Annotated in this window: 26 protein-coding genes; 12 read left to right on the top strand and 14 right to left on the bottom strand. The window is 73.4% G+C overall.

Annotated features, from left to right (window positions below; genetic code table 11):
• Nucleotides 1–13: 13 nt before the first annotated feature.
• Together ABME02_RS12430 and dapD are read right to left on the bottom strand one after the other, a co-directional pair.
• The gene (locus ABME02_RS12430) at nucleotides 14–2,617 is read right to left on the bottom strand and encodes a penicillin acylase family protein (RefSeq protein WP_353815657.1); all 2,604 of its coding nucleotides are present in this window, start codon (nucleotides 2,615–2,617) and stop codon (nucleotides 14–16) included.
• Nucleotides 2,618–2,727: 110 nt separating this feature from the next.
• Complete coding sequence (dapD, locus tag ABME02_RS12425; protein ID WP_353815656.1) at nucleotides 2,728–3,687, bottom strand: 2,3,4,5-tetrahydropyridine-2,6-dicarboxylate N-succinyltransferase; 960 nt, start codon at nucleotides 3,685–3,687, stop codon at nucleotides 2,728–2,730.
• A gap of 87 nt (nucleotides 3,688–3,774) precedes the next feature.
• On the opposite strand from dapD, the gene dapE reads away from it, so the two are divergent.
• The 3 genes from dapE (at nucleotide 3,775) to ABME02_RS12410 (ending at nucleotide 6,469) form a co-directional block, all read left to right on the top strand.
• Nucleotides 3,775–4,878 (top strand): succinyl-diaminopimelate desuccinylase, encoded by a 1,104-nt coding sequence (gene dapE / locus ABME02_RS12420; protein WP_353815655.1) that lies wholly within the window; start codon nucleotides 3,775–3,777, stop codon nucleotides 4,876–4,878.
• Nucleotides 4,833–6,131, top strand: a complete 1,299-nt coding sequence (locus ABME02_RS12415; RefSeq protein WP_353815654.1) for a hypothetical protein — start codon at nucleotides 4,833–4,835, stop codon at nucleotides 6,129–6,131. The genes dapE and ABME02_RS12415 overlap by 46 nt, the downstream gene beginning before the upstream one ends.
• Before the next feature lie 164 nt (nucleotides 6,132–6,295).
• Complete coding sequence (locus ABME02_RS12410; protein WP_019179788.1) at nucleotides 6,296–6,469, top strand: DUF3117 domain-containing protein; 174 nt, start codon at nucleotides 6,296–6,298, stop codon at nucleotides 6,467–6,469.
• Here ABME02_RS12410 and ABME02_RS12405 read toward each other — a convergent pair whose 3' ends face one another.
• On the bottom strand, nucleotides 6,470–7,102 hold the full coding sequence (locus tag ABME02_RS12405) for an O-methyltransferase (RefSeq protein ID WP_353815653.1): 633 nt from the start codon (nucleotides 7,100–7,102) through the stop codon (nucleotides 6,470–6,472). It lies immediately after the preceding gene.
• Nucleotides 7,103–7,193: 91 nt separating this feature from the next.
• Between ABME02_RS12405 and ABME02_RS12400 the strand changes: the two genes are divergently transcribed.
• Nucleotides 7,194–7,583, top strand: a complete 390-nt coding sequence (locus tag ABME02_RS12400; protein ID WP_353815652.1) for a twin-arginine translocase TatA/TatE family subunit — start codon at nucleotides 7,194–7,196, stop codon at nucleotides 7,581–7,583.
• A gap of 61 nt (nucleotides 7,584–7,644) precedes the next feature.
• On the opposite strand, the gene ABME02_RS12395 is transcribed toward ABME02_RS12400, so the two are convergent.
• Entirely contained in the window at nucleotides 7,645–9,213 is a 1,569-nt protein-coding gene (locus tag ABME02_RS12395; protein WP_353815651.1) for a succinic semialdehyde dehydrogenase, read from the bottom strand.
• Nucleotides 9,214–9,287: 74 nt separating this feature from the next.
• Here ABME02_RS12395 and ABME02_RS12390 point away from each other — a divergent pair, with 74 nt between their 5' ends.
• The 4 genes from ABME02_RS12390 (at nucleotide 9,288) to ABME02_RS12375 (ending at nucleotide 13,093) form a co-directional block, all read left to right on the top strand.
• Nucleotides 9,288–10,658, top strand: coding sequence for an MFS transporter (locus ABME02_RS12390; RefSeq protein ID WP_353815650.1), 1,371 nt, complete (start codon nucleotides 9,288–9,290; stop codon nucleotides 10,656–10,658).
• The gene (locus ABME02_RS12385) at nucleotides 10,655–12,193 is read left to right on the top strand and encodes a pyridoxal phosphate-dependent decarboxylase family protein (protein ID WP_353815649.1); all 1,539 of its coding nucleotides are present in this window, start codon (nucleotides 10,655–10,657) and stop codon (nucleotides 12,191–12,193) included. The genes ABME02_RS12390 and ABME02_RS12385 overlap by 4 nt, the downstream gene beginning before the upstream one ends.
• 133 nt (nucleotides 12,194–12,326) lie before the next feature.
• A complete protein-coding gene (locus ABME02_RS12380) occupies nucleotides 12,327–12,632 on the top strand; it encodes a hypothetical protein (RefSeq protein ID WP_353815648.1) in 306 nt (101 codons plus the stop codon).
• A 5-nt stretch (nucleotides 12,633–12,637) separates the two neighbouring features.
• Nucleotides 12,638–13,093, top strand: coding sequence for a redoxin domain-containing protein (locus tag ABME02_RS12375; RefSeq protein WP_353815647.1), 456 nt, complete (start codon nucleotides 12,638–12,640; stop codon nucleotides 13,091–13,093).
• A gap of 19 nt (nucleotides 13,094–13,112) precedes the next feature.
• Here the strand turns inward: ABME02_RS12375 and ABME02_RS12370 are convergent, their stop codons facing one another.
• The 5 genes from ABME02_RS12370 to ABME02_RS12350 are packed head-to-tail and all read right to left on the bottom strand — an operon-like array spanning nucleotide 13,113 to nucleotide 18,063.
• Complete coding sequence (locus ABME02_RS12370; protein WP_353815646.1) at nucleotides 13,113–14,123, bottom strand: tocopherol cyclase family protein; 1,011 nt, start codon at nucleotides 14,121–14,123, stop codon at nucleotides 13,113–13,115.
• Nucleotides 14,124–14,153: 30 nt separating this feature from the next.
• Nucleotides 14,154–15,047, bottom strand: a complete 894-nt coding sequence (locus ABME02_RS12365; RefSeq protein ID WP_353815645.1) for a hypothetical protein — start codon at nucleotides 15,045–15,047, stop codon at nucleotides 14,154–14,156.
• A 5-nt stretch (nucleotides 15,048–15,052) separates the two neighbouring features.
• Nucleotides 15,053–16,228, bottom strand: a complete 1,176-nt coding sequence (locus ABME02_RS12360; protein WP_353815644.1) for an Mrp/NBP35 family ATP-binding protein — start codon at nucleotides 16,226–16,228, stop codon at nucleotides 15,053–15,055.
• Nucleotides 16,215–16,742, bottom strand: a complete 528-nt coding sequence (locus ABME02_RS12355; protein ID WP_353815643.1) for a DUF1003 domain-containing protein — start codon at nucleotides 16,740–16,742, stop codon at nucleotides 16,215–16,217. Before ABME02_RS12355 ends, ABME02_RS12360 begins: the two co-directional genes overlap by 14 nt.
• On the bottom strand, nucleotides 16,729–18,063 hold the full coding sequence (locus ABME02_RS12350; RefSeq protein WP_129235701.1) for a magnesium transporter MgtE N-terminal domain-containing protein: 1,335 nt from the start codon (nucleotides 18,061–18,063) through the stop codon (nucleotides 16,729–16,731). The genes ABME02_RS12355 and ABME02_RS12350 overlap by 14 nt, the downstream gene beginning before the upstream one ends.
• A 67-nt stretch (nucleotides 18,064–18,130) precedes the next feature.
• On the opposite strand from ABME02_RS12350, the gene ABME02_RS12345 reads away from it, so the two are divergent.
• A complete protein-coding gene (locus tag ABME02_RS12345; RefSeq protein ID WP_353815642.1) occupies nucleotides 18,131–18,838 on the top strand; it encodes a YflT domain-containing protein in 708 nt (235 codons plus the stop codon).
• 91 nt (nucleotides 18,839–18,929) lie between these two features.
• A complete protein-coding gene (locus tag ABME02_RS12340; protein WP_353815641.1) occupies nucleotides 18,930–19,316 on the top strand; it encodes a TIGR02611 family protein in 387 nt (128 codons plus the stop codon).
• Between the two features lie 83 nt (nucleotides 19,317–19,399).
• Here the strand turns inward: ABME02_RS12340 and ABME02_RS12335 are convergent, their stop codons facing one another.
• Together ABME02_RS12335 and ABME02_RS12330 are read right to left on the bottom strand one after the other, a co-directional pair.
• Nucleotides 19,400–20,977 carry an aminopeptidase P family protein gene (locus ABME02_RS12335; RefSeq protein ID WP_353815640.1) on the bottom strand — a complete coding sequence of 526 codons (1,578 nt, stop codon included), beginning with the start codon at nucleotides 20,975–20,977 and terminating at the stop codon, nucleotides 19,400–19,402.
• A gap of 71 nt (nucleotides 20,978–21,048) precedes the next feature.
• Nucleotides 21,049–22,071 (bottom strand): endonuclease/exonuclease/phosphatase family protein, encoded by a 1,023-nt coding sequence (locus ABME02_RS12330; RefSeq protein WP_353815639.1) that lies wholly within the window; start codon nucleotides 22,069–22,071, stop codon nucleotides 21,049–21,051.
• A gap of 105 nt (nucleotides 22,072–22,176) precedes the next feature.
• Here ABME02_RS12330 and ABME02_RS12325 point away from each other — a divergent pair, with 105 nt between their 5' ends.
• On the top strand, nucleotides 22,177–23,043 hold the full coding sequence (locus ABME02_RS12325) for a PHP domain-containing protein (RefSeq protein ID WP_353815638.1): 867 nt from the start codon (nucleotides 22,177–22,179) through the stop codon (nucleotides 23,041–23,043).
• A gap of 96 nt (nucleotides 23,044–23,139) precedes the next feature.
• Here the strand turns inward: ABME02_RS12325 and ABME02_RS12320 are convergent, their stop codons facing one another.
• The gene (locus ABME02_RS12320; protein ID WP_353815637.1) at nucleotides 23,140–24,648 is read right to left on the bottom strand and encodes a DEAD/DEAH box helicase; all 1,509 of its coding nucleotides are present in this window, start codon (nucleotides 24,646–24,648) and stop codon (nucleotides 23,140–23,142) included.
• Between the two features lie 133 nt (nucleotides 24,649–24,781).
• Here ABME02_RS12320 and ABME02_RS12315 point away from each other — a divergent pair, with 133 nt between their 5' ends.
• Nucleotides 24,782–25,495, top strand: a complete 714-nt coding sequence (locus tag ABME02_RS12315) for a ferritin-like fold-containing protein (protein WP_353815636.1) — start codon at nucleotides 24,782–24,784, stop codon at nucleotides 25,493–25,495.
• A gap of 71 nt (nucleotides 25,496–25,566) precedes the next feature.
• On the opposite strand, the gene ABME02_RS12310 is transcribed toward ABME02_RS12315, so the two are convergent.
• Together ABME02_RS12310 and ABME02_RS12305 are read right to left on the bottom strand one after the other, a co-directional pair.
• On the bottom strand, nucleotides 25,567–25,872 hold the full coding sequence (locus tag ABME02_RS12310) for a hypothetical protein (protein ID WP_353815635.1): 306 nt from the start codon (nucleotides 25,870–25,872) through the stop codon (nucleotides 25,567–25,569).
• Nucleotides 25,872–26,096 (bottom strand): DUF3107 domain-containing protein, encoded by a 225-nt coding sequence (locus ABME02_RS12305; protein WP_129235487.1) that lies wholly within the window; start codon nucleotides 26,094–26,096, stop codon nucleotides 25,872–25,874. The genes ABME02_RS12310 and ABME02_RS12305 overlap by 1 nt, the downstream gene beginning before the upstream one ends.
• Between the last annotated feature and the right edge of the window lie 84 nt (nucleotides 26,097–26,180).

The following is a 26,180-nucleotide window of genomic DNA, read 5'->3' as shown; positions in this document are numbered from 1 at the left end:
GCCCGGCGTCGCGTCAGCGCCCGGGCTGCAGGACGAGCGCGTCGGTCGCCGCCCTCCGCACCGCGCGCGTCGAGAAGGGCCACTCGCGCGTCCCGCCCTGCTGCCACAGCTCGGCCTGGTCGTCGTAGTGCGGATGGAAGGCGTGGCCGGACGCGCCCGTGAGGTTCACCCACGTCGAGTCATTGAAGTTCTCGAGGTCCACGACCATCCGCATCGAGGGCACCCAGTTCACCTCGTAGCCGAGCGTCGCGTCCCAGCCGTTGGCGTTGACGATCGCCGAGCCGCCGCCCGTCTCGTACGGGCCCCGGTTGAACAGCCACTCGATGGGTCCGATGCCCGACTCGCCGAAGGTCTGGTTGGTCAGGGTCAGGGTGTGCAGTCCGCCCCACCGCCAGGCCCCGGGGTCGTCGCCCATGAGTTCGGATGCCTCGGCCCACGCGGCGTCCAGGGCGGCGGCGAGCACGGCGTCGCGTCCGGTCGCCCCGGAGGCACGATCGGCCCACCAGGCGTCCTCCGGTTCGCCGAGCAGGGTCCCGAGGACGGAGAACCACCGGTCGCCGCCCACGGGCCTGGTCGACTCGGGGAGGCCGCCGAACATGCCGTCGAGCAGGTTCCGCCAGAACACCGCGAAGTACGCGGCCTGGGCGCTGTCGACGTCGGCCGACGCGTCCCAGTCGGCGAGGAGTCGTGCGCCGCGTGCGGCGTCGCCGTCGAGGTCGAGCTCGGCGATCACCGGGAGGAACGCCTCGGCGTTGGCGTCGCGGGTGTCGAACTGGATCTCGCCCATCGACTCGACCGTGATCGGTTCGCCCTCGGCGATGAGCTCGCCGAGGCGCCGCTCGATGCCCTCGGCTCGGTACCCGAGGTCCCAGTCGCGCGTGAGGAGCGGGCCGTCCTTCTCGACGGCGTTGTTCGCGGTCACGATGTATCCGCGATCGGGGTTCAGCACCGAGGGGAGATCGTCGAAGGGGACCGTTCCGGTCCACCCGTTCTCGCTGGTCCAGCCGGGCAGGGGCACGGTCCCGTCGCCGGAGGAGCGGACCGGGATGCGCCCCGGCGCCTGGTAGCCGATGTTGCCCTCGACGTCGGCGTAGACGAGGTTCTGGGACGGCACCTCGAATCGCGCCGCGGCGTCGCGGAACTCCTGCCAGGTCGAGGCCCGGTTCATGGCGAAGATCGACTGCGGCGTGCGACCCGGTTGCAGCGCGGTCCACTGCAGTGACACCTCGAGCTCGAGCTCGGGCTCCTCGGCCTCGGCGGGCTCCTCGGCGGCGTCGGCGGAGGCGTAGCCCGCGGCGACGGCCGCGAAGTCCGAGCCGATGTCGGTCACGATCGGCCCGCGCGCCGTCGAGCGCACCGTCACGGTCACGGGCTCGCCGCCGGCGACCTCGATGACCTCCTCGCGCAGCGCGAGGGGCTCGAGTGCGCCGTCCAGCTCGTAGGACTCCTCGGTGACGCGCTCGAGGTAGAGGTCGGCGACGTCGGGGCCGAGGTTGGTGAACCCCCAGGCGATGCGCTCGTTGTGCCCGATGATGATGCCCGGGAGCCCCGAGAACCCGAACCCGGCTACGTCGAACGTGCAGATCGGCGTGAGCTCGGCGCAGTGCAGGCCCATCTGGACCCAGATCGACGGCATGGCCGGGCCGAGGTGCGGGTCGTTGGCGAGCAGGGGCATGCCCGTGTCGGTGAGGGCGCCCGAGACGACCCACGAGTTCGAGCCGATGTCGCCCCCCTCCGGCCCGAGCAGCTGCGGCAGCGCGTCGAGGCGCGCGGCGAGGTCGCCGAGCACGGTCGCGGTCTCCTCGTCGGCGGATGCAGCGTCGGCGTGCGCCTCGAGCGGGACGGACGCGTCCTCGACGGCGCGCACGTCGAGCGCGGCGGGGGCGGCCGGTGCGGGCCCGCCGACGATGGTCGGCTTGGCCGACCACGGGAACCTGGGGTGGAGCTGCGCGACCTGCTCGGAGGAGAGCCCGGAGGCGAGCAGGAGCGCTCGGTCGATCTCGTCGCCGAGGTTCGACCTGAGGTCCCAGGCCATCGCCTTGAGCCAGGCGATCGAGTCCACCGGGGTCCAGCGCTCGGGCTCGTAGCCCGGGTTCTGCAGGGCGAGCACGCCGTACTCGAGCGAGAGCTCCACTCCCGATCGTTCGGCGAGGTAGGCGTTCACGCCGTCGGCGTACGCCTCGTACAGCGCCCGGGTCCCGTCGTCGAGCATCTCGAACTCCTGCTCGGCGATGCCGCGCCAGTCGAGCGTGCGGATGAACGCGTCGGTCGCGACCTGGGACTCGCCGAAGAGCTCCGCGACGCGGCCCGCGGTGACGTGCCGGCGGAAGTCCATCTCCCAGAACCGGTCCTGCGCATGCACGTACCCCTGCGCGAAGAGCAGGTCGTGGTCGGTCTCGGCGACGAGCTGGGGGATGCCCGCGTCGTCGCGGTACACCGTGACGGCGCCGTTCAGGCCGGGGACCGAGATCCGCCCCGACTCGACCGGGAACGAGCGGTGCACGGTCCACCAGCCGAACCCGACGGCCGCGACGCCGAGCACGAGCACCGTGACGAGCGCCCCGACGAGGAACTTCGCCCATCCGGTCCGTCGGGTCCTCGGCGCGTCGGTTCCCACGTCACTCCTTCGTGTCGGCGCATGGCACGGGCCGCCCGTCCGAGCGACCCCGGGTCATCACTGTACCCCGGCCGTCGCGCCACGGCGGCCCGCGCCGCGGGCCGCCGGGATCAGGCGTGCAGCGCAGCGTTCAGCGCGATGCCCTCGCCCGAGCGCGACAGCACCTCCACCCGCCCGTCGAGCGAGTTCCGGCGGAAGAGCAGGTTCGGCAGGCCCGACAGCTCGACGGCCTTGACGATCCGGTCGCGCTCGCCCGCGCCGCCGCGGAGCACCACCTTCGTGCCGGCCGTGACGTACAGGCCGGCCTCGACGACGGAGTCGTCGCCGATCGAGATGCCGATGCCGGAGTTCGCGCCGAGCAGCGCGCGCTCGCCGATCGCGACGCGCTGCGTGCCGCCGCCGGAGAGCGTGCCCATGATGGACGCCCCGCCGCCGATGTCGCTGCCGTCGCCGACGACGACGCCCTGCGAGACGCGGCCCTCCACCATTGATGACCCGAGCGTGCCGGCGTTGAAGTTCACGAAGCCCTCGTGCATGACGGTGGTGCCGGGTGCGAGGTGCGCGCCGAGGCGCACCCGCGACGCGTCGGCGATGCGCACGCGCTCGGGGATCACGTAGTCGAGCAGTCGGGGGAACTTGTCGAGCCCGGTGACGTGGATGCCGGCGCGCTGGAGGACCGGGCGGAGCCGGTCGAGGTCGTCGGGGTGCACCGGTCCGGCGTTGGTCCACGCGACGTTGGGGAGGTGCCCGAACACGCCGTCGAGGTTGAGTCCGTTGGGGGCGACGAGCAGGTGCGAGAGCAGGTGCAGTCGGAGGTACGCGTCGGAGGTGCTCGCCGGGGCGTCGGCGAGGCGGATGGCGACGCGGACGGCCTCGACGCGGACGCCTCGCCTGTCGTCCGGGCCCACCGACCCGACGGGCGGCTCCCAGGCGGGCGCGTCGGCGGCGGGCTCCCCGAGCTGCGGCGCCGGGAACCACGTGTCGAGCACCGTACCGTCGCCGGCGATCGTGGCGAGGCCGTCGCCCCAGGCCGTGGCGGGCGAGGTCGGGTTCGACGAGTCTGCGGGCATGCTCCAAGGGTACCGAGCGCGATGGGCGGGCGACGGCGGATGACGCGGGGCGGAGGCCGCGGCATCCGCCCTCGTAGACTCGGGGGCATGGCTGCACCCGTCCCGCCCACGGCCGCCCTCGACCTCTCCGCCGACGTGGTCGCCATCACCCAGGCGATCTGCGACGTGCCGAGCGTCTCGGGCGAGGAGGGAGCGCTCGCCGATCTCGTCCAGGGCGCACTGGCGGGTGCCGCGCACCTCGACGTGTTCCGCGACGGCGACACGATCGTCGCCCGCACGAACCTCGGGCGCGACCGGCGCGTCGTCATCGCCGGGCACCTCGACACGGTGCCGATCAACGGCAACGTCCCGACCCGCTTCGAGGTCGACGGGGACCTGCAGGTGCTGTGGGGGAGGGGGACGGTCGACATGAAGGCGGGCGTCGCCGTGCAGCTCAAGCTGGCCCGGGAGCTCGTCGCCCCGATCGTCGACGTGACCTGGATGTGGTACGACCACGAGGAGGTCGCCGCCGACCTCAACGGGCTCGGGCGCGTCCTTCGCCTCCGGCCCGACCTCTTCGAGGCCGATTTCGCGATCCTCGGCGAACCGACCAGGGGCGAGGTCGAGGGCGGCTGCAACGGCACGCTGCGGATCGAGCTGCGCGCGACCGGGCGCCGGGCGCACTCGGCGCGCAGCTGGGTCGGCGAGAACGCGATCCACAAGCTCGCGCCAGCGCTGGAGCGGCTCGCAGGATACGAGGCCGAGACCGTGCGCGTCGACGGCCTCGACTACCGCGAAGGGCTGAACGCCGTGTTCATGCACGGCGGCATCGCCGGCAACGTCATCCCCGACGACGCCGTGCTCACGCTGAACTACCGCTTCGCGCCGAGCCGTTCCGTCGAGGAGGCCACCGAGCGCGTGCGCGCGCTGTTCCCCGAGTACGAACTCACCGTCACCGACGCGTCGGATGGCGCTCGTCCGGGCCTCGACGACCCGCTCGCGCAGGAGTTCGTCCGCGCCGTCGGCGGGGCCGCGCAGCCCAAGTACGGGTGGACGGATGTCGCGCGCTTCAGCGCGCTCGGCATCCCGGCCGTGAACTTCGGACCGGGCGATCCGCTCCTCGCCCACGCCGACGACGAGCGCGTGGACTGCGACGAGATCATCGCGTGCGAATCGGCGCTGCGCGCCTGGCTGACGGGAACGGCGCGCTGAGCCGACCCGTCGGCGCGGAGACCGCGGCGGGGGCGCCGGAGCCGCGGGACGCGGGCGCGCACCGGGTCGGACGGTGGTCGCCGCGCGTGCGGTGGCGCCTCCTGCCGTGGTGGGGGCGCGTCGTCGTCGTGTACCTCGCCGCACGCGTCGTGTCGATCGCCATCGTGCTGCAGTTCGCGCACGCGCAGGCGGCGAGCGCGTGGACCGACGCGCGACCGGGCTACTTCGAGTACGCGAACATCTGGGACGGACGGTGGTACGCGTTCATCGCCGCCGCCGGCTATCCCACCGAGCTCCCGCTCACCGACGACGGCCACGTCGCCGAGAACGCGTGGGCGTTCCTTCCCGTGTTCCCGGGCATCGTGCGGCTCTTCACCGCGGTCGGCGTCCCGTGGGACGTGGCATCCGTCGTCGTGGCGCTCGTCGCGGGCCTCGCCGCGGCGCTCGTGCTCCACCGCCTCATGTCGCGGTTCCTCGATCCCGACCAGGCGCTGTTCGCGGTCGTGCTCTTCTGCGTCGCGCCGGTCTCGCCGATCATGGGGTTCGGCTATGCCGAGTCGCTGGGCTTCCTGTGGCTGGCGCTCTCGCTGCTGCTGCTCGTCGATCGCCGCTACGGCTGGCTCGTGCCCGTCGTGACGATCTGGGCGTTCACGCGTCCGGGGGCGCTCGCGTTCGCCCTCACGCTCGGGCTGCACTGGATCGTGCGATGGTTCACGCGGTCCGGCGACCCGTTCCCCGTCCGCGAGCGCGTGCTCGCGGCATCCGTCGCACTGTTCGCCGCCGTGGTCGGGCTCGCCTGGCCGGCGATCGCGTGGGCGTTCACCGGCGAGCCGAGCGCCTACACCGACACCGAGCTCGCGTGGCGCGCGCCGTACATCGGGTACGTGGAGCTCGTGCCGCTCACTCCCTGGTTCCAGTCGGGCGACTGGTGGCTCGGCCAGCCCATGGGGACGATCCTGCCGATCGCGCTCGTCGTGGGGTTCGGGACGCTGCTGTTCACGCCGTGGGTGCGCCGACTCGGCGTCGACATCAGGCTCTGGCTCGCGAGCTATGCGCTGTACCTGCTCGCGGTCTTCTTCCCGCAGTCGAGCACGTTCCGGCTGCTGGCGCCCCTCTTCCCGATCGTCGGCGCGTTCGCCGTGCCGCGCTCACGCTGGTGGCGGGGCTCGCTCGTCGCGGCTTCGATCGCGCTCCAGGTCGTGTGGCTCCGGATCGGGTGGTTCATCGACGGCTACGACTGGACCCCGCCGTGATCTGAGGTGCGCAGCGCGACCGATGCGGCCGGTGATCGGCGGGTGCACGCCGCGCGTCCGGCGCGTGAACGGCGGGCGCGGGTCGTCCACAGCGGCGGCCCGGTGTCCCGGGGCGTCGCCTCGATGCGGGATAATGGAGATTCAGCCACGAAAGGGGTAGCTCAATGGCGGCCATGAAGCCACGCACTGGAGACGGACCGATGGAGGCTGTGAAGGAGGGGCGGCTCATCATCGTGCGCGTGCCCCTCGAGGGTGGCGGTCGCCTCGTCGTCTCGGTGAACGACGCCGAGGCCAAGGAGCTCTACGACGTCCTGGGCGGCGTCGTCAACGCGGCCTAGTCAGGCGCCCAGCTTCACGATCTGCAACAGGCCGTCCCCGGCCGGCGAGATGGCGGTGACCACCGCGGTGGAGGCTGCGAGCTCCGAGACGAGCCCGCGGAACGCCGCAGTGACGTCGTCTCGCCGTGCCGGGTCGGCCACCCTCCCCTTCCAGAGGGCACGGGCCACCAGCACGCTGCCGCCGGGCTTGGCCAGGCGGAGGCCGTGCTCGACGTACTCGATCACCGAGGCCGCGTCCGCGTCGATGACGACGAGGTCGTAGGAGCCCTCGTTCATGCGCGGCAGCACCTCGCCGGCACGACCCGCGATGAGGCGGACGCGCGCGGGGGCGATGCCCGCGTCGGCGAAATGCTCGCGCGCATGCTGCTGGTACTCGGTCTCGGCGTCGATCGAGGTCAGGTGCGCCGACCGTGCCGCCTGGAGCATGGAGAGCCCCGAGACGCCGACGCCGGTGCCCACCTCGATGATCGCGCGCGCGTCGCTCGCGGCGGCGATCACCGCGAGCTGCGCGGCGACGGCGGGCGAGACGGGCTCCACGCCGAGCTCGAGGGACTGCTGGCGTGCCTTCGCGATCGACTCGGACTCGACGACGGATTCGTCGACGTACTTCCAGTTCAGGTCGTGTTCGGACACGTGGCGGCTCCCGGGGCTTCTGTCGACCCCCAAGCCTAGGGGTCGCGACAACGGTCGATCGCACGCCTCGCCGCCGACTATCCTTGAGCGCATGGGCGGCCTCACCTTCGACAAACTCCTCATCATCGGGGTGATCGCCGTCTTCGTGCTCGGTCCGGAGCGGCTCCCGCACTACGCGGCGCAGCTCGGCCGGTTCGTGCGATCCCTGCGCGACATGGCGAACGGCGCGAAGGACCGCGTGCGCGAGGAGATGGGCCCCGACTTCGACGACGTCGACTGGCGCAAGCTCGACCCGCGCCAGTACGACCCGCGACGCATCGTCCGCGAGGCGCTGAGCGAGGTCGACCCGTTCGCCGAGCCCGCGAAGCCCGTCGTCGCGCGAGCGGCGGTCAACGAGAACTCCGCCTACCTCCAGCGCAAGCGCAAGCTCGACGCGATCGCCGCCGGCGAGTCGGCGCCGTTCGACTCCGAGGCGACCTGAGCCCGAACGGGCGCGAGCGGACGCCTGCTCGGGTCCGGTTCCGCCGCTCCGGAGCGGCGGACTAGGCGCGGCGGATGGCGCGCAGCACCCGTGCGAGCAGCACCAGGGGGCCGCTGAGCCGGGCGTAGTCGCGTCCGGTGTGCGGCAGCGGGATGATCCGCGTGTTCACCGAGACCGTCACCGGATCGACGAAGCGCAGCAGGCCCTCGCGTCCGTTGCGGCGGCCGACGCCGGATGCCTTCACGCCGCCCATGGGCGCATCGACCGAGCCGAAGCTGCCCCGGTAGCCCTCGTTGACGTTGACGCTGCCGGCGTCGAGCTGGTCGGCGAGGCGGAGCGCGCGCCGGGTGGATCCGGAGAGCACCGACGCGTTGAGGCCGTACTCCGAGGCGTTCGCGGCGAAGACCGCCTCGAGCTCGTCGTCGACGACCTGGAGCGAGGCGATCGCGCCGAACGTCTCCTCGTCGAGCACGCGCATGCCCGGTGCGACGTCGGTCAGGACGGTGGGCTCGAACGCCCACGGCCCGACATCGGGTCGCGGGTCGCCGCCGACCAGTACGCGGGCGCCCTTCGCGAGCGCGTCGTCGAGGTGGCCGCGGATCCGCTCGAGCTGCGCCGCCGTCGCGAGGCTGCCGTAGTCGGCGTCGTGGTCGAGGCCCGAGCCGATCCGCGGGTCCGCCAGTCGCGCGGCGAGCGCCGCGGTGAACGCGTCCGCCACGCGGCGGTGCACGTAGATCCGCTCGACCGAGACGCACAGCTGGCCCATCGACGAGAAGCACGCGTGCGCCGCATCCGCCGCCGCCTGCTCGACGTCGACGTCGTCGAGAACGATGAGCGCGTTCTTCCCGCCGAGCTCGAGGGAGGCGCCGATGAGTCGTCGACCGGCCTTCTCGCCGATGCGGCGGCCGGTCGCCGTCGAGCCCGTGAAGCAGATGTAGTCGACCTCGTCGGTGAGCGCCTCGCCGACCTCGGCCGCGTCGCCCGAGACGACCGCCCAGGCCGACTCGGGCAGCCCGGCGTCGATGAACGCGCGGCGCAGCGCCAGCACCGAGAGCGTGCCCTGGTCGTCGGCCTTCTGCACGACCGCGCAGCCGGCGGCGAGCGCGGGGATCACGTCCATCGCGGCGAGGCTGATCGCGTAGTTCCAGGGCGTGATGACGCCGACGACGCCCTTCGAGCGGTAGCGGACGCGCGTCGAGAGTGCGACGGGGATGCCGGCGCGGCGGCGGCCGCCGCGCAGCACGCTGCGCGCCTTGAGCGCGTTCCACCGGGTCACGGAGAGCGCCTGGAAGACCTCCTCGAACGCCTGGCCGCGCGTCTTGCCGCTCTCGAGCTGGGTCAGGTCGAGCAGCTCCTCTCGGCGGGCGAGGACGAGGTCGTACGCGCGGAGCAGGATCCGGCGGCGCGCGGCGAAGCCGGCCCGGGCCCACGCGACCTGCGCCAGTCGCGCACGCGAGACGGCGCCGCGGACGTCGTCGGCACTCGAGCGCGGGAGCTCGACGAGGGTGTCGCCGGTCGTGGGAGTCGGGATCGCGGCGGTGCGACCGCTCGTGGCGACGAGGTCGGCGACGAGGGAATCGCGCGCGGGGTTCGGGGTCACGGCCGGGGTTCGGGTGGCGGCATCGGGCACCCGGCCAGTCTAGGCGTGCGGCGACCGGGGGACCGTGTCCGGATCGGCCCGGCCGAATGGGTATGCTTCCCCGCATGGCTTCCCCCGAACGGCGGGTCTCACGCGGCATCGTGGCCCGATACGCCATCGGTTCGATCGGCACCGGCGGCTTCGCCACGCTGCCGGGACTGGTGCTCGTCTTCTACCTCACCGACACGCTCGGCGTCACCGCGCTGCTCGCCGGGCTCGTCGTGACGGCAGCCAAGGTGTGGGACGTGCTCATCGACCCGTGGATCGGCGATCGGAGCGACCACGCCCTCGCCGTGTCCGGCACGCGCCGCACCTGGATGCGGATCGGCGCGCTGACCCTTCCGGTGGCGTTCGTCATCACGTTCGCCGCGCCCGCAGGGCTCGGCCCGGTCGTCGCGGGCGCGTGGGTCATGGTCGCCTTCCTCGCCACCGCGACCGCGTTCAGCCTGTTCCAGGTGCCGTACATCGCGCTGCCCGCCGAGCTCACCGACGACTACGACTCGCGCACGCGCCTGCTCACCTGGCGCGTCGTCGTGCTGAGCCTCGCGATCCTCCTCTTCGGCGCAGGCGGGCCCCTCCTCCGGAGGGCGGGCGGCGACGACGAGGCGCTCGGCTACCTCGTGATGGCCGTCGTGGCCGGCCTCGTCATCGGCATCGGCATGCTCGTGGCCACGACCACGGCGCCGACCGGCATGGTCGTCGAGCAGCGCGAGCGTCGGAGCCTCGCCGCCGGCTACGCCGAGGGCCTCGACGCCCTGCGTCGCAGCCGACCCTTCCGGCTGCTGCTCGCCGGCTTCCTCCTCCAGGGGCTCGCGACCGGTGCCATGCTCGCGGGTGCGAACTACGTCGCCGTGTGGGTCCTCCACTCCGAAGACGCGCTGACCTTCCTCTTCGTCGCCCTGATCGGCCCCGCCATCCTGTGCGCGCCGCTGTGGGGCCGCCTCGCCCGCCGGATCGGGAAGGAGCGGTCGTACGTGTTCGCGAGCGCGTTGTTCGCCGTGGCGTCCGCCGCCCTCGTCGGCATGCTGTGGGCGCCGGGCGCCTGGGTGTACGCTCCCGTCGCGATCGCGGGTGCCGCTTACGCCGGCATGCAGTCGCTGCCGATGGCGATGCTCCCCGACGTCGTCGCCCACGACGCTCGCGCGAACGGCCCGGGGCGCGCGGGCACCTTCGGCGGCGTGTGGACCGCCGGCGAGACCACCGGGATGGCGCTCGGCGCCACACTGCTCACGATCGTGCTCGCGGCGACCGGCTACCTCGAGTCCGTCGGCTCGGCCGTCGTCGCGCAGCCCGACGCCGCGGTCGCCGGCATCGCGCTCAGCTTCAGCGTGCTCCCCGCCCTGCTCGTGCTCGTCAGCATCGTCCCGCTCCTGCGCTACCCGCTGCGGCGCGCGGACATCGACGCCACCGCCCCGACCGAGGAGATCGCCCGATGAACGCCTTCGAACGCGAGCCCGACGACGTGCTCGCCGAGCTCGCCGCGCTCCGGGACGGCGACGCGCCGACCCACGGCGGTCGCGTGCTCTCCTACGTCTACGACTCGGGCCTCGCCGAGCTCGACGAGCTCGCCGCGCGCGCGGCCCGGCTCGTGCAGCCCGTGAACGGCCTCGACCCGACCACGTTCACCTCGGTCGCCGCGATGGAGGCCGCGGTCGTGGGCTTCGCGCGGCGCGTCTTCCACGGCGATCCGGCCGGGGCGGGTGCGGCCGCGCCGGGTGCCGAGGTGGTCGGCTCGGTGACCTCGGGCGGCACCGAGAGCTGCCTGCTCGCCGTGAAGACGGCGCGCGAGGCCTGGCGGGCAGCGCACCCCGGCGACGACCGGACGCCGCGCCTCGTCGCCCCGACGACGGTGCACGCCGCGTTCCACAAGGCCGCCCACTACTTCGGGCTCGCGCTCGACCTCGTGCCAGTCTCCACGGAGACGGGCGCACCGGCGGTCGCAGACCTGACCGCCCGACTCGACGCCGACGTGGCCCTCGTCGTGATGAGCGCGCCCTCCTACCCGTTCGCGACGCTCGACCCGGTCGGCGAGGTCGCCGCGGCGACCTCCGAACGCGGGATCGCGCTGCACGTGGACGCCTGCATCGGCGGCTTCGCGCTGGCCTTCCAGGAGGGGCTGCCCGATTGGGACCTCCGCGTGCCGGGGGTGACGAGCCTCTCCGCCGACCTGCACAAGTACGGCTACGCGCCGAAGGGCGTGTCGGTGCTCCTCCAGCGCGGGCGCGACCGCCAGCGCCGGCAGTACTTCGCGACGACCGCCTGGCCCGGCTACCCGGTGGTGAACCCGACCATGGCGGGCTCGAAGCCGGCCGGACCGCTCGCCGCGGCCTGGGCGATCGTGCAGGTGCTCGGCGAGTCCGGGTTCGCCGAGCTCACCGCGCGGGCGACGACGGCGACCGCGACCCTCCGGGAGGCGATCGACGGCATCGAGGGCCTCGCCGTGGTCGGCGACCCCGTCGGTCCGCTGTTCGCGGTCCGCGCCGACGAGGCGGTTCCCGCCGAGCGCCGGGTCGATCCGCACCACTGGGCGGATGCCGCGCGCGGCGCCGGATGGCACCTGCAGCTGCAACCCGGGATGGTCCAATCCGACGGCACGGTGCTGCCGCACACGACGCACCTCACGGTCACGCCGGTCACCGACCACGTCGTCGGCGACCTCGTGCCGGCGCTCGCGGCCGCGGCCGACGCTGTGCGGGGCATGCCCGCCGTCGACGGCGGGGCGCTCGTCGCCGGGCTCGCCGGGCAGCTGCCTGGCGGCGCGGAGGCGCTCGCCGCGGCATCCGCCGGGCTCGACTCGGACGGCGCAGCCGGACTCCTCGGCGCCGTCGGGCTCCTCGGCACCGACGGGGCGGGCGGGGCGCTGCCCGAGCGGATGGCGCCCGTGCTCGCGCTCGTCGAGGCGCTCCCCGGTCCGCTCACCGAGCGGCTCCTCGTGGAACTGCTCGCCCGCGTCGTCGAACCGCGCGACTGACCGCAGGTGCCCGGCCGGGCGCCGTCCTGTGAGGCGGCGGGCACTTGACGCGGCGTCACGGTGGTGGAAGCCTCGGCGTCACGGGGGCGGACGCCGGAACGTCCGCCGCCGCCGGAGCAGGTGGAATCCGATCGTGAACCTCGGCCTCATCCTCGTCATCCTCGGCGTCGCCGTCGTGGTCGGGACCATCGTGGCCTTCTTCGTGCCCTACATGTTCTTCGACTGGTTCACCTACCGGTTCTGGGTGGTCCACGTGCTCGTCGCCACCGGTGCCCTGGTGGCCATCGCGGGCTGGATGCTCGGCGGCCCGGCGGTCGTCGCGATCATCGCGATCGTGTTCGCCCTCGGATGGTTCGTGCTCACGACCGTCGAGAACCGCATCCCGGGCTCGCGCCGACTCGCCGTTCGCAGCGGCGACCCGCTTCCGCCGTCAGCCTGACCACCGTGGACGGCCGGACCGTCGACGATCGCGCGATCGTCGCCACCGCTCCGGCGCTGCTCGTCTTCTACCGCGGCTGGTGGTGCCCCACGAGCAGGATGCAGATGCACGACCTGCTCGACGCGTACGACGAGCTGTCGGCGGCGGGCCTGACGGTCTACGCCGCGTCCGTCGACGGCGCCGACGAGGCGGCTCCGCTGCAGGAACTGGTCGGCGAGCGGATCACCATCCTGTGCGGACTGGACGCCGCCACCCTCGACGCCGTGGGCGCCCACGACACGCGCGGCCGGCCGTGGTTCACCAGGCCGTTCCTCGGCGGCACGAGCGAGACGACGGCGATGCCCACCTCGCTCGTCGTCGACCGCGACGGTCGCATCGCCATGGCGCACCGCGCGAAGCGCGTGGACGAGCGACCGGTGCCGTTGCGCTGGCTGAAGTCGCCCCGACTCTCGCCGCGGTGACGCCGCCGGACCCCGCCGGTCAGAGCGCGAGCATCCGGTCGGTGTCGCCGAACACCTCGAGGCCGGCGCACTCGGCGACGCCCTCGAGCAGCGTCGTCCCGTCGTGCGCGACATGGCGGAGGGTGATGCGCGCGTCGAGCGTCTCCTCGACGCGCTGGTGCATCGCGGTCCGCAACGGGGCGTGCAGCAGGCCGCCGCGCACGCGCTCGGCCTCGAGGTCGATCACGCCGTCGGGTCCGGCGAGCGTCCATCGGACGTGGGTGTCGTCGATCTCGAGTCGTCGCTCCTCCGAGCGGTTGTACGTCGTCCACCGGTGCAGGCGCCCGCCGTGCCGGAGGCCCACGATCGAGCCCCGGAAGCTCCCGCCCAGCCAGGGGATGATCGCGACGGACGCGATGAGCGAGGCATCCGGATGCTCGCCGCCGTCGTGGTCGACGTGGTTGCTCGCCATCCAGACGTAGCCTGACGGGAACGCCCGGCCCCAGTCCTTCTCGATGTAGCCGCGGCCGCCGTCGAAGGACACGGGGACGCCCTCGACCTCGAGCGCGCCCCGGAGGCCGTGGCCGAACGAGACGACGCCGTGGAAGCACTCCATGAACGGCACGAGCCCGTACCAGCCCATGATGCCCGGCTCGCGGAGGGTCACCGGCCACGGCCGGAGCGGCTCGGCGTGCTCGAGGCGCCCGCGCAACTGCGGGAGGTCGAGCGTGATGCCGCGCGCGTCGAACCGGTTCGCGCCGACCTCGACGTCGAACCCGTGCGCCGATGCGGAGAACGCCTCGACCGGGAACCGGTGGTACCACGACCGCCCGGTGAGCCCGTCGAGGACCTGCACGAAGGCCTCGTCGCGGTCGCCCCCGTCGGCACCGCCGATCCCGCGGAACACGCCGGGGATGACCGCCCAGCGATGAGTCCGGTCGGGCGAGACGAGCTTGACGTACCAGCCCTCGAAGAAGCCGCGCCGCACCCCGTGACCGTGGAACGCTTCGGGGTGACGCACCCCGCGCAGCCATTGGGCCGGTGTCCGCATTCGCCCAGCGTACTGGCCGTTCCTCCGGTGCTAGAGGCCGCAGCGCTCGGCGTAGTAGGCGTAGAGGTCGGCCTTGAGGGCGGCATCCGAGGCGATCTCCAGGCGACCCTCGCGTCCGTCTCCGGTCGCGAGGGTGAACGGCAGGATCGTGCCGCGCTTGTCGTCCGCGAGGGCGTGCGCATCGCAACGCGCGGGCCGGACGGCGAGCGCCACGTCGACCGGCTCGTCGCCGGCGGCGACCTCGATGCGCAGGGGCCAGTCCTGGCCCTCCTCGTTGCCGATGAGCGTCGTCGCGGAGACGCCGTCGATCACGAGGGTGCCGTCGCCGGACGCCACGGGCACGACCCGCACGTCGATCCACGCGCGCTGCCCGCCGCCCGTGCCCGTCGTGCGCAGCCGCTCGGGGAGTTCGATCGCCGCGACGCCGGCGACCGACTCGGCGAGGCAGTCGGCGTCGGCGATGCGCGCCATCGTGCCGAACGGGTCCTCGGGCTGGAGGGTGCCGTCGCGCTCGCCGCCGTCGTCGGTCGTGAGCCGCACGTCGATGCCGATCGCCGCGGGGTCGCCGTCGCACACGCTGCCGGTCAGGTCGAGCCGGATGTCGATGGCGTCGCCCCGGTCGAGGGTGAACGGCTCGTCGCGGTCCATGCCCGGTTCGAGGGCGGGGGAGCGGACGGCGACCGACGAGACCGTGACGGGGTCGCCCGCGTTCTCGAAGTGCAGGACGAGCCGGCCCTGCGGCACGTCGAGCCGCCCCTGCTGGACCGCGACCGCGAGCCCGTCGGGCAGGCCGGCGTCGGACCCGGCACCTGGTTCATCGCCCGTCGCGCACGCGGCCAGGGCCGCGACGGCGAGCGCCCCGACCGCGAGGCCGGCGGCCATGCCGCGCGCGAGTCCCACGGGGGAGCGGGCGGCAGGCGGCATCCGGCTCACCGCGCCGAGACGTCGAGCCGACGGCCGGCGAGCGAACGCGGCCGCCCGGCGAGGAAGGCCGCCGCCTGCTCGATCGCCCGGGCGGCGGGGTCGTCGGGCTCGGCGAGGACCACGGGGCGACCCTCGTCGCCGCCGCGCCGGAGCGCGACGCTGAGCGGCACCGCGGCCACGAGCGGGACGGGTTCGTCCACGCCCTCGGAGAGACGGCGCGCGACCTCGTCGCCGCCGCCCGAGCCGAACAGGTCGAGGAGCGAACCGTCGGGCTGCGCGAAGCCCGCCATGTTCTCGATCACGCCGACCACGCGCTGCCCGGTCTGCCGCGCCACCAGGCCCGACCGCTCGGCGACGTCGGCCGCGGCCGGCTGCGGAGTCGTCACGACGACGACCTCGGCGTTCGGCAGCAACTGGCCGAGCGAGATCGCGACGTCGCCCGTGCCCGGCGGGAGGTCGACGAGCAGCACGTCGAGGTCGCCGAAGTACACGTCGGTGAGGAACTGCTGGAGCGTGCGGTGCAGCATCGGCCCGCGCCACGCGACGGCGACCGACGATCCGCGGCCGCCGGGTTCCGTGGGCTCGACGAACATGCCGATCGAGATGACCTTCACGCCGAACGCGACGGGCGGCAGGATCATGTCGTCGACGCGCGTCGGGCGCGCGGCCGTGCCGTGCTCGTCGACCAGTCCCAGGAGTCCCGGGATCGAGAAGCCGTGCACGTCGGCGTCGACGAGGCCCACCGAGAGCCCTCGCGCCGCGAGCGCGACCGCCAGGTTCGCCGTCAGCGTCGACTTGCCGACGCCGCCCTTGCCGCTCGTGACGGCGACGACGCGCGTCAGCGTGCCCGGGCCGAACGGGTTGCCGCGCGCGGCGCGACCGCCGCGGAGGCGCTCGGTGAGCGCGGACCGCTGCTCGGGCGTCATGACGCCGAGCTCGACGACGGCGTTGCCCGCGCCCACGACCTGCTCGGCCGCGTCGCGCACGTCGCGCTCGATGCGGTCGGACGCCGGGCACCCGACGATCGTCAGGCGCACGCCGACCTCGACGCCGACGTCGGTCGCGGTCACCCGCTCGACCATGTCGAGTTCGGTGATCGGACGCCGGATCTCCGGGTCGATGACGCCCTCGAGCGCGGCGCGGACGGCCCGCTCGACCTCGCCGGCATCAGGACGGGGCATGCGTGGCGTCCTCCTCGTCGCGCTTGTCGAGCTCCTCGAGCGCCTGCCGCAGCTCCTGCCGGATGAACTCCTTCGAGGCGAGGTCGCGCACGGCGAGCCGGAGCGCCACGACCTCGCGGGCGAGGTACTCGGTGTCGGCGAGGTTGCGCTCGGCGCGCTGGCGGTCCTGCTCGATCTGGACCCGGTCGCGGTCGTCCTGGCGGTTCTGCGCCAGCAGGATCAGGGGCGCGGCGTACGAGGCCTGCAGCGAGAGCACGAGCGTGAGCGCGATGAAGCCGAGTTCGACCGAGTCGAACCGCCAGGCGGGCGGGGCGAGCGTGTTCCACAGGATCCAGAACGCGACGAAGAGCGTGAGGCCGAGCAGGAACCACGGGGTGCCCATGTTGCGTGCGACCCATTCGGTGAACCGGCCGAAGCGGTCCCGATCGCCGGAACGGCGCAGGGGCGGCGCGGGTCGGCGGATGCCCTTCGGGGTGTCGAACCGACGGTCGTCGGCGGCGTCAGCGCGTGCCATCTCCTGCCCTCCTTCCGGGTGCGATCGGGATGCTGCCGGTGGCCAGCTGTGCGCGGGCCGTCGCGCGTCTGCTCACCTCCGACTCGTCCTCGGGGTGACTCCTCCAGTCGTCCGGGAGCAGGTAGTCGAGCACGTCGTCGATCGTGACGACGCCCACCAGGCGGTGCTTCTCGTCGACCACGGGCACCGAGACGAGATCGTAGCTCGCGAGGATGCGGCTCACCTCGGCGGCCGACGTCTCGGCCTTCACGGGCTCGAGGCCCTGGTCGATGAGCGAGCCGAGCCGCTCGTGCGGCGGGTAGCGCAGCATCCGCTGGAAGTGCACGATGCCGAGGAAGCGGCCCGTCGGCGGTTCGTACGGGGGGAGCGTGACGCAGACCGCGGCCCCGAGCGCGGGCGGCAGGTCGTGGCGGCGGATGAGGGCGAGGCCCTCGGCCACCGTGGCATCGGCCGACACGATGATCGGCTCGGTCGTCATGAGTCCGCCCGCGGTGTCGGGGCCGTAGGAGAGCAGGAAGCGGACGTCCTCCGCCTCCTCGGGCTCCATGAGCTCGAGGAGGTGTTCGCCGCGCTCCTCGGGCAGCTGGGCGATGAGGTCGGCGGCGTCGTCGGGCGACATGTGGTCGAGCACGTCGGCCGCGCGGTCGTCGCCGAGCTTGGCGAGGATCTCGACCTGGTCGATCTCGGGCATCTCCTCCAGCACGTCGGCCAGGCGGTCGTCCGGCAGCTCGGCCGCGACCTCCTGCCGACGCTGCGGCGGCAGGTCGAGCAGGGTGTTGGCGAGGTCGGCGGGCTTCAGCTCGGAGTAGGTGGCGATCAGCTGCTCGGCCGACTGCGCCTCGCCGGCCTCGGTCGTCTCGCGCACCTCGCGCCACGTGACGTAGGCCGACGGCCCCTTCGCGAACGGCGACGCGCTGGTCTTCGGGCGTCGCACGAAGAGCTGGTCGACCTCCCACTCGCCTGGCTCGCGCTCCTCGATCGCGACGTCCTCGATGCTCGCCGTGCCGGAGCCGTCGTTGAACGCGACCTTGCGGCCGAGCATCTCGGCGATCACGCGGACCTCGCCGCCGCGCTGCTCGAAGCGACGCAGGTTGATGAGCCCGGTCGTGATGATCTGGCCGCCGCCGATCGAGGTGACGCGCCCGATCGAGACGAACACCCGCCGTTTGCCGGGGATCTCGACGATGAGTCCGACGACGCGCGGCGGGTCGTCCTTGCGGTACACGACGAGCACGTCGCGCACCTTCCCGACGCGGTCGCCCGCGGGGTCGAACACGGCGCACCCGGCGAGTCGGGCGACGAAGACTCTCGTGGCGCTCACGCCTCCCAACTTACCCCGCGCACCCGGGTTCGGACCGGGCGACGGAGCCGCGTGGAAGAATGGCAGCGTGAGCACCCAGTCACCGTTCGGCGGTCGCATCGGCCGCGCCTTCCCGACCCTGCCGAAGGGCGAGACGGTCGCGAGCTACGAGACCTACCAGGAGGCGCAGGCCGCCGTCGACCAGCTCGCGAAGGCCGAGTTCCCGGTCAAGGAGCTCTCCATCGTCGGGCACGACCTGACGAGCGTCGAGCGGATCACCGGCACGCTGAGCTGGGGCCGCACGGCCGCCGCCGGCGCGCTCTCCGGGGCCTGGTTCGGCACGTTCCTCGGCCTGCTGTTCTTCATCTTCTCGCCGTCCGGCACCTCGCTCGGCATCCTCGGCGCGGCGGTCCTCATCGGGGCCGGCTTCGGCATGATCTTCAGCCTCGTCTCGTACTCGATCAACCGCCGCCGGCGCGACTTCACGTCGGTCATGCAGGTGCTCGCCACGCGCTACGCGATCATCGCGGAGCCCGCGCACGTCGTGCGCGCACGTCAGGTGCTGGGCGTGACGGATGCCGCAGCGCCGCCCGCCCCGGTCGCGACGACGGTCGCCCGCCCGCCGGCCGCCCCGTCGCCCGAGCCCGAGGCGGATGGCCCGGCGGAGGCCGCGCCGACCCACGGCGAGGCCGCGCCCGAGCCCGAGACGCGCGAGATCGACCCGTCGCGTCCGCTCACCTACGGCGAGGCGCAGGATGCCGCGCGCCGCGCCGCCCGCGAGCGCGGCGAGGAGTAGCACGGGTCCGCTCAGCCCCGGGCCGGCTCCGCCGACGGCCGTGCCGCGGTCGCACCGGCGACTCCCAGCGAGCGCGCCTAGCGTGACCACCATGCCCGACGCACCACGTCCCGAGCCCGGTCCGACGCCGCTCGAGCGCACCGTGCGCGCCGAGATCGTCGCCGCCGAGCGGCCCGACCGCCCGGTGCGGCGGTGGCTCCGCGGCATCCGCGGCTGGATCGACCGGCACCCCCGCCTGCGGTTCGCCTACCGGACCGGCGTGGGCGTCCTCGGCGGCGTGATCGCGGTCGCCGGCCTCGCGCTCGTGCCGCTCCCCGGGCCCGGCTGGCTCGTCGTCTTCCTCGGGCTCGCGATCCTCGGCACCGAGTTCGCCTGGGCGCGCCGCCTCGCGGCCTGGGTCAAGCGGATGCTCGACCGGTTCTGGGCCTGGTGGAAGGCGCGCCGCGCGGCGCGCACCGCGCGAGCCGTCGCCGAGTGAGGCCGAACGCGCCGAGCGATGCCGTGGCATCGATACCACTCGGCGCGACGTGCCGCACTCAGCGAGACGAGGTCGGCGGAGCCTCAGGACTGCGCGCCGCGCACCCAGGCCTCGACCTCGTCGGCCGTGCGGGGGATGCCCGCCGAGAGGTTCTCGGCACCGTCGGCGGTCACGAGGATGTCGTCCTCGATGCGCACGCCGATGCCGCGGAACTCCTCGGGGACGGAGAGGTCGTCGGCCTGGAAGTAGAGGCCCGGCTCGATCGTGAAGACCATGCCCGCCTCGAGCACGCCGTCCATGTACATCGATCGGCGCGCCTGCGCGCAGTCGTGCACGTCGAGGCCGAGGTGGTGGCTCGTGCCGTGCACCATGTACCGGCGGTGGAACTGGTTCTCGGGCTGCATGGATTCCTCGGCGGGGACCGGGAGGAAGCCCCACTCGGCGGTCCGCTTCGCGATGACCTCCATCGCGGCCGCGTGGATCTCGCGGAAGACGGCGCCCGGGCGCACGATGCGGAACGCGGCATCCGCCGCCTCGAGCACGGCCTCGTAGACCTTCCGCTGCACCGGTGAGAACGTGCCGTTGACCGGGAACGTGCGGGTGATATCGGCGGTGTAGTAGCTGTCCATCTCGACGCCGGCGTCGAGCAGGACCAGGTCGCCGGGGACCACCGGGCCGTCGTTGCGCGTCCAGTGCAGGATCGTCGCGTGCGGGCCGGCGGCGGCGATCGAGGCGTAGCCGACGTCGTTGCCGTCGAGGCGGGCCCGCGTGGCGAAGACGCCCTCGATGACGCGCTCGCCGCGCACCTCGCTCGTGATGCGCGGCAGCTCGGCGAGCACCTCGGTGAAGCCCCGCTCCGTCGCGTCGACCGCGGCACGGAGCTCGGCGACCTCGAACCCGTCCTTCACGAGGCGCAGTTCGGAGAGCACCCGCGCGAGCTCGGCATCGGGTTCGTGCTCGGCGTTCACCTCGAGGCTGAAGGGCGCGTCGGACGCGTTCGTCGACAGCGCCTCCTCGGCGGCGAAGCGAAGGCGGGCGTGGTCGATGCGCTCGGTGATCGCGGCGTCGGCCTCGCGGACCACGAGCGTCGCCGTGTCGACCGAGTTCACGACCGCGTCGAAGTCGGCGATGCCGCGCGTGGCCAGCTGCAGGTCGGCGGCGACGTGGTCGAGTGACGGGCGCGGCCCGATCCAGAACTCGCCGATCGCCGGGTTCGCGTAGAACTCCTCGCTGTCGCGGCCGGCGCGCTCGCGGAAGTAGACGGTGGCCTCGTGGCCGGCGTCGCCGGTCGGCTCCAGGACGAGCACGGCGCCCGGCTCGGAGTCGGAGCCCCAGCCGGTCAGGTGCGCGAACGCGGAGTGCGCGCGGAACGGGTAGTCGGTGTCGTTCGCGCGCTGCTTCATGTCACCCGCGGGGATCACGATCCGCTGGCCGGGGAACTCTGCGGAGACCTTCTCGCGGCGGGCGGCCGCGTGCACGGCCTGCGGGCGCGCCTCGGGCAGGCGTTCGTCGCGCTCGGCCCAGCCTCCGCCGATGAAGGCCTTGAAGCCCTCGGACTCCGGCGTGGTCGAACGGTTCGCGTTCCGGCCGGTCTCCTCAGCGGTGGTCTCGTCGGTGGGGGCCTCGTGGGCCGTCGCGGTCGCGTCGCCGGTGTTCGTCATGGTCTCCATTCTCGCACCGCCCCGTCGCCACCGGGGCCGCCCGGGGATCAGCCCGCGGCGTCGACGGAGGATCAGCCGGCGGCCCGGGAGAGGGTCGCGACGATCGGTCGATGGTCGCTGCCCGCGCCGTCGAGCGCATCGAGCACGCGGAAGGCGTCGACCGACCAGCCGGGCGTCGCGAGCACGTGGTCGATCGGGCTGCCGAGCAGTTCCGGGAGACTGGTCGGCCAGGTGCCGATGCCGCCCGCGCCGCCCGCCATCGCGGCATCCGCGCACCGCCCGAGGTCGCCGCCGTCGACGCCGCGACCCGCGAAGTGGTCGACCGTGGCGTTGAAGTCGCCCGCCATGATGACGTCGTCGCCCGAGCACTGCTCGGCCAGCCAGTCGAGGTCGCTGCGCCAGTTGCGGAGCTCCCAGCGGATCGGTGCGACCGCGTGCACGGCGACGATGCGCGGGCCGTCGCCGTTCGCCGGCTCGGCGACGACCGACGGCAGCGTGTTGGTGTTCCCCGGCGGTCCCGGCCACGGGTCGTTCACCACGTCGTACTCGCCGAGCTCGGGGGAGATGAGGATCGTCGTCGAGCGCGCCTTGGCGACCTCGTCGAAGGACTGCGTGTGCACCCACATCGGCCGCCCGCCCTCGCGCATCGCGATCGCGACCTCCTCGCCGAGCGACGCGGTGGTCTCGGGCAGGACGACCACGTCGGCCTCCTGCTCGAGCGCGAGTCCGGCGATCGTCGACGCGTCGGGGACCTCGCCGAGCGTGTTCCACGACAGCACCGTGACCGCACCGTCGGTCGCGACCGCGTCGCCGCCGCCGAACCCGCGCACCGCGAGGATGCCGAGGTTGCCGAGCGCGAAGACGACGAGGATCGCGGTCACGGCTCCGATCAGGCGGCGGCCGGGGCCGAGGGCCAGCGCGATCGCGAGCACGGCGGCGAGGAGCCCGGCGCCGAGGGCGGCGACCCCGCGGAGCGCCACGACGTGCGCGGCGATCCACTGGTTCTGCAGCCCGAACGCCTGCGGCCAGAGCAGCGCCGCGGCGAGTGCCGTGGTGCCGAGCACGATGGCCCAGCCGAGGACGCGGGGAAGCATTCACCACAGCGTAGGCGAGTGCGCACGCGCAGGGCGGAGCATCCACAGGGCGTCGGCTGGGAGTCCGCGGGGAACCGGCTGACTCCGCGCGCCTACGATAAGGGCATGGCCGACGCCCCGTTCGCCGTCGCAGCGGACCTGCACGCGCACACCACGGTCTCCGACGGCACGGATGCGCCGGCGGAGCTCGTCGCGGCGGCGTCCGCTGCCGGCCTCGGCGCGCTCGCGATCACCGACCACGATTCGACCGCCGGCTGGGCCGAGGCATCCGAGGCCGCGCGCCGCCACGGCATCGCCCTCATCCCCGGCATCGAGCTCTCGACGCGCGAGCAGTTCACGAGCGTGCACGTGCTCGGCTACCTCATCGACCCCGCCGACGAGCCGCTCCTGGCCGAGATGGCGCGGATCCGCGACTCCCGCCTCACGCGCGCCGAGGCGATCGTGCGCCGGATCTCCGCCGACTACGACCTCACCTGGGACGACGTGCTCGCCCAGACCAGCGCCGGCGCCACCATCGGACGACCGCACATCGCCGACGCGCTCGTCGCGCGCGGTCATGCGTCGACCCGCTCCGACGCCTTCGCGGGCATCCTGCACTGGCGGTCGGGGTACGCGCAGCCGCACTACGCGCCCGACCCGCTCACGGGCATCCGCCTGATCCGGGCCGCGGGCGGCGTCCCCGTGCTCGCGCACCCGGGCACGCGCGGCGCCGAGGACGTGGTCCCCGATCGCCGGCTCGGCCGCTTCACGGACGCCGGCCTGTTCGGCCTCGAGGTCGACCATCCCGAGAACACGGATGCCGCGAGGCCGCGCTTGCGCGAGCTCGCGCGCCGCCATGGGCTCGCGATCACGGGCTCGAGCGACTACCACGGTCGCGGCAAGGTCAATCGGCTCGGCGAGTACACGACCGCGCCAGAGGTCGTCGCGCGGATCCTCGCCGAGGGACGCGGGAGCTCGCCCGTCCTGCCCTGACCTCCGCCGGCCCGAGGCGCTCCCTGGCATGAGGACGGGCCGGATGCCTCGTGGCGAGGCATCCGGCCCGTTCCGACGTGTCGTTCGGCCGGTGCGTCAGGCCGTGGGCGCCGTCGACGGCGCGCCGGCGGCGCTGCCGCCCGAACGGCCGCCGCGGCGACGGCGGCGACGGCGCGGGGCGGCGTTGCCGTCGTGGTGCTCCTTGCCCTTGCCGTCGTGCGTGCCGGCGCCAGGCTCCTTCTCCTGGGACTCGCCGGCCTCGGCGCCGGTCGTCGTGGCGGACGCGCCCTCGCCGACCGGGCGGCCCGACCGCGTGCGGCGACGGGAGCGCGAGCTGCGCTCGCCCGAGCCATCCGCCCGCCCGTCGCCCTCGCGCCGGCCGGCGGTGCTCGACCGCGACGGCGCCGCGGCCGGCGCCGCGGGCTTCAGGCGGCCCTTGGTGCCCTCGGGGATGTCGAGGTCGGTGTAGAGGTGCGGGCTCGACGAGTACGTCTCCGTGGGCTCGGGCTGGCCGAACTCGAGCGCGCGGTTGATGAGCGCCCACTTGTGCAGGTCGTCCCAGTCGACGAAGGTCACGGCGATGCCGGTCTTGCCCGCGCGGCCGGTGCGGCCTGCGCGGTGCAGGTACGTCTTCTCGTCGTCGGGGATGGTGTGGTTGATGACGTGCGTCACGTCGTCGACGTCGATGCCGCGCGCCGCGACGTCCGTGGCGATCAGGACGTCCTTCTTGCCGGCCTTGAACGCGGCCATCGCACGCTCGCGCTGGTCCTGGTTCAGGTCGCCGTGCACCGCTGCGGCGTTGAAGCCGCGGTCGTTGAGCTCCTCCACGAGCTTGGCGGCGGCGCGCTTGGTGCGCGTGAAGATCACCGTCTTGCCGCGGCCGTCGGCCTGCAGGATGCGCGAGATGACCTCGTCCTTGTCGAGCGAGTGCGCCCGGTAGATGAGGTGCTTGATGTTCGCCTGCGTGAGTCCCTCGTCGGGGTCGTTCGCGCGGATGTGGATCGGGCGCGACATGAACCGGCGCGCGAGCGCGACGATCGGGCCGGGCATGGTCGCCGAGAAGAGCATGGTGTGCCGGGTCGGCGGGGTCTGCGCGAAGAGCTTCTCGATGTCGGCGAGGAAGCCGAGGTCGAGCATCTTGTCGGCCTCGTCGAGCACCATCTCGGTGACGTTCTTCAGCGACAGCAGGCGCTGGGACGCGAGGTCGAGCAGGCGCCCGGGCGTGCCGACGACGATCTGGGCCCCGGCCTTCAGCTGCTCGATCTGCCCCTCGTACGCCTTGCCGCCGTAGATCGAGACGATCTTCGTGGGGCGATTGGACGTCGCGAGCTCGAGGTCCTCGGTCACCTGCACGCACAGTTCGCGCGTGGGGACGACGACGAGGGCCTTGACGCCGGGCTCGGGGTCGTCGCCGAGTCGCTGGATGAGCGGGAGGCCGAAGCCGAAGGTCTTGCCGGTGCCGGTCTTGGCCTGGCCGATGATGTCCTGCCCGGTGAGGGCGAGGGGGATGGTCTGCTCCTGGATGGGGAAGGCATCGGAGATGCCCTTCCCGGCGAGGGCCTCGACGATGTCGGGCGCGATGCCGAGTTCGGTGAAGGTGGTCAAGTGTCTGCCTGTCCGTGATGCGGAAAACGGGTGCGCCCTGTTCCGATCGACAGGCGCACGGCCGCGGTTCCATCGCCCGCGGCGGGTCCAAGCCTATCCGAGCGGGCTGCGAGGCCCCGGATATGCTGTGCTCGTGGTCAATTGGTCGATGTCGCGCCGTCCCCGTCCGGAGACCCCGAGGCTGCGGCCGAGGGTTGCGCCGACCGACCTCACCCGCATCGACTTCACCGAATTCACGCCCGAGCCCGTCCCGTTCCTCGGACAGGCCGCGTACATCCAGCTGGAGTTCTTCGAGAGCCTCGCGAAGGCCGTCGCCACGGCCCCCGACCTGGCGTCGAAGGAGGGGCTGAGCGCGGCGGCGGGCGTCGCCCTGCGCAAGCACCACGAGCTGATCGCCGAGCTGCGGCGGCTCGACGCCGAGCCCGCCGAGGTCATGGCCCCGTTCGCGCCCGCCGCGGACCGGTTCCGCCAGGTCACCTCGGGCGCCGACTGGTACGAGCTGCTGCTCGGCATCCACATCACGTCGGGCATGCTCGACGACTACTTCATCCGCCTGGCCGACGGGCTGCCGCACGAGCTCCGGACCCGCGTGCGCGCGATCCTCGGCGAGTCGCGTTCCGCCGAGGTGATCGAGCGCGAGCTCGAGCGCGCGATCGCGACGGACCCGACGCTCGACGACCGGCTGGCCCTGTGGGGGCGGAGCCTCGTCGGCGACACGCTGCTCATCGCCCGCTCCGCGGTGCGTGCGGCCGGGTCGGGCGAACACGGCCCAGACGTGGAGCCGGTCTTCACCGAGCTCATCGCCTCCCACACGCGACGGATGGACGCACTCGGGCTCACGGCCTGAGCGGCGTCCGGCCGGTCGGCCGCGGCGCGGTCAGGTCGGGGCCGCTCCGCTGCGCGTGCTCGGGTGCGCGCTCAGCCGCGGGCGAGGCCGAAGCGGGCGAGGTGCGCGAACGTCCGCGCGTCGTCCTCCTGCCGGCGACGTGCGAGGAGGTGGCCGGATCCGGCCGCGGCCGCGGCGGATGCCACGAGCGAGGCGACCCAGATCCATCCGCCGTCCCACGGCATGCCGAGCCAGGTCAGCGCGACCCACACGACCGCGGCGACGCCCGCGCCGACGGCCGGGACGAGCACGACGCCGCGGAACTCGCGACGAGGCAGCACGAAGTGCGCGGCGAGGCCGAGGATCGCACCGCCGAGGGTGACGAAGAGGAGCTCCATCAGCCGACGAAGCCGATCTTGCGCGACTCCTCGGTGCCGATCTCGACGTACGCGAGGGCCGCCGCGGGCACCACGTACACCGCGCCCTTCGCGTCGGTCAGGCGCAGCACGGGCGACTGCCCGCTGAGCGCCGCCGAGACGGCCTGCTCGACCTCCGCCGCCGTCAGCGAGGTCTCGAAGCCGAGCTCGCGGGGGGAGTTCTGGATGCCGATACGAAGGTCCACTGTGCGCCTTTCTGTCGTTGACAGCACCCTACGACACGCGGGCGTCGCGCCCCGTCGCGTTCACTGTCGGCGGACACGGATACC

This window comes from Agromyces zhanjiangensis, assembly GCF_040496055.1.
GTDB classification, from domain to species: domain Bacteria; phylum Actinomycetota; class Actinomycetes; order Actinomycetales; family Microbacteriaceae; genus Agromyces; species Agromyces zhanjiangensis.
The sequence above is the reverse complement of the archived record's forward strand: the minus strand, read 5'-3'. Positions and strand labels throughout refer to the sequence as shown.